This is a genomic window from Synechococcus sp. WC101, assembly GCF_047461555.1.
GTDB lineage: Bacteria > Cyanobacteriota > Cyanobacteriia > Thermostichales > Thermostichaceae > Thermostichus.
The window spans coordinates 1-1,863 of record NZ_JANSHG010000267.1; the positions used below are offsets into that span (position 1 = coordinate 1).

The window sequence follows — 1,863 nt, forward strand, 5'->3', positions numbered from 1 at the left end:
GGCCATGGATCTCCACTCGGCCCAGATCCAGGGCTACTTCGACATCCCCCTCGACCACGTCTATGCCCAGCCGGTTCTGCAGGCCTACCTCAAAGAAAAAGGCCTGCTCGACGAGGATATTGTGGTCGTCTCTCCCGATGTAGGGGGAGTAGCGCGGGCTCGCGCCTTTGCCAAAAAACTCAAGGAAGCCCCGCTGGCAATTATCGACAAGCGCCGCCAGGCCCACAACGACGTGGAAGTCATGAACCTCATTGGCGATGTGCGCGGTAAAATCGCCATCCTTGTGGATGACATGATCGATACGGCGGGCACCATTTCCGAAGGGGCAAAGTTGCTGCGCAAGTCGGGAGCCAAGGCGGTTTACGCTTGCGCCATTCACCCGGTCTTTTCCGATCCCGCCATCGAACGCCTGCAGGGCGGGCTGTTTGAAGAGGTGATCGTCACCAACACCATCCCCATCCCTCCAGAGCGGCATTTTCCAGGCTTAACCGTCCTCTCGGTGGCGAGCGTGCTGGGAGAAGCGATCTGGCGCATTCACGAAGACAGCTCCGTCAGCAGCATGTTTCACTAAAGTTTCTCCAGAGCATCGCTAAAGTATAGATAGGGGGTGCAGAACGGGCGTACCTGCAGGGGATCCCTTGCTTTTTGCCCTGTGAAGACCAACTCAACAGGTACCCCCCATCTATCCTGATGGACTGGGTAGAGCTAGCTTCCCAGCCGAGTTTTTCCCATGTCGCCTCCCATTTCTAGGTCACCAAGATCCGTTGTGAACGGTTGTGTTGCCGGGCAGGCCGCCGCCAGGGAAGAGCTGTCCCTTCCAACTGAACTGAAGACAGAGTCCGCTGCGGCGCTGTACCCGCTGTTGCAATTGCTGGGGCAACTGCTGAACGTACCCTGGGTCTATCTAGAACTGGTCCAGCCGGGATCCCATTCCGACTCGCCTGCAAAAGGGATCCTCTACCCCAACCCCCAGCAGATCCCCGGCAACGAGCCGCCCAACCCCATCGGCGGATCTTGGCCCTTTCAGGAAGCCTTTCCCCTGCTGGATGAGGGAGGGAGGCGGCTGGCAACACTTTACCTGCTGGGGGAGCGCCCCCGCCAACTGAGCCTCCCCGAACGGGGACAGATCGACCTCATCGCCCTTAGCCTGCGACACATCCTGCTCCAGGCCCAGGAGCAGCGACAAGCCCTCGAGCAGCTCCAGACGCAACTGCAGCACAGCCGCAGCACCGCCGCCCGCTACCAGCCGATCTTCGAGAACGCCGTCGAAGGGATTTTTCAAACCACTCCAGAAGGGAAATATCTGGTGGCCAACCCGGCTCTGGCCCATATTTTCGGCTACGAATCCCCGGAAGATTTGATGCGCCACGTCTCCGATATCGGCACTCAGATCTACGGCGATCCAGAGCAGCGATCTGAGTTCGTACAGCGCATGCTGAAGGAAGGCCAGGTCGTGCACGCGGAGCAGCAGGTCTGCCGCAAGGACGGCAAAAAAATCTGGATTTCTTTAAACGCCCGCGCCCTGTACAACGAGCAGGGGGAGCCCCTCTATTTTGAAGGGTTTGTTACCGATATTACAGCCTCCCGCCAGCTTAAAGAACGGCAACAGCAACTGGAAGAAGCCCGCAGAGAGAGCGAACATCGTTTTTTGCAACTGGCTGAGAACAGCCAGCAACTGTTTTGGATTTCAACGCTCTGCGGCAAAGAGCTGATTTACGTCAGCCCCGCCTGTGAAGCCATTTGGGGCCTTTCCCCTGCAGAGGCCTACGCCAATCCCCAGGCCTGGATGCGCCGCATTCACCCTGACGATCGCTGGCTGTTCCCCGCCATTTTTCAAGCCCAACTTCAGGGCCAACCCACCGA

Annotated in this window: 2 protein-coding genes; both read left to right on the plus strand. The window is 58.6% G+C overall.

Translation table 11 applies throughout. From position 1 onward, the window contains the following. Positions 1-571, plus strand: a 571-nt coding sequence (gene prs / locus NW809_RS12275) for a ribose-phosphate diphosphokinase (RefSeq protein WP_414402268.1), incomplete at its 5' end; no start/stop codon positions are given. 195 nt (positions 572-766) lie between these two features. After that, positions 767-1,863: PAS domain-containing protein (locus NW809_RS12280; RefSeq protein WP_414402269.1), on the plus strand; the 1,097-nt coding region annotated here is incomplete at its 3' end.